Origin of the sequence: Rubneribacter badeniensis (genome assembly GCF_002899695.1) — a bacterium.
In the GTDB taxonomy this organism is placed as follows: Bacteria; Actinomycetota; Coriobacteriia; order Coriobacteriales; family Eggerthellaceae; genus Rubneribacter; species Rubneribacter badeniensis.
This window is the reverse complement of sequence record NZ_PPEL01000185.1, coordinates 1-563: the sequence shown is the minus strand read 5'-3', so window position 1 is coordinate 563 and position 563 is coordinate 1. Positions and strand designations below refer to the sequence as shown.

1 protein-coding gene is annotated in these 563 nt (G+C 59.3%); it reads left to right on the top strand.

The features are described from left to right. Positions 1-142 precede the first annotated feature (142 nt). On the top strand, positions 143-563 hold a 421-nt coding region (locus C2L80_RS13570; protein ID WP_129589982.1), incomplete at its 3' end, for a hypothetical protein.

The following is a 563-nucleotide window of genomic DNA, read 5'->3' as shown; positions in this document are numbered from 1 at the left end:
GTTCAAGGACACGCCCATCGCTTCGCTGCCGGCAAACTTTTGTTTACCGGTCAACATAAACAATTGCGCAAACATGTTCAAAAACTGCCGCAATCTTAAGTCTCTCCCCAAGGGATTCAGCATACCGAAGACTGTTGGCAACATGCCGGAGATCTTCTATGGCTGCGACGCTCTGACCATGCTGCCCGACGATTTCAGCTTCCCGGCCGAAACCGTGGTGAATAGCGACACAGGAAAGAACAGAAGGCCTTTCTTCGTTTCGATCGATAGCGGCGCCCCGCTCGTCCCCCTCTACTACGGCGGCTGCGATCCAGCCGTGTTGAACTTCGACTGGGCTAGCCAGAACCGCGTGCTCATCGCCGACTCGGCCGACCGCGGCATGTTCGAGGTCACGTACAAGCTGGTAAACATAGACGGCACGTGGTCCACGCGCTCGACGGCGCTCACTGACACGGACGGCATGGTGGCCGACATCGGTGCGCCTCTGGGCGGCGGGTACGGCTTCACCGGCTGGTGCGCGGACGAGGACTGCCTCGAGCCGTTCGACTTCTCGCAACCCGTGA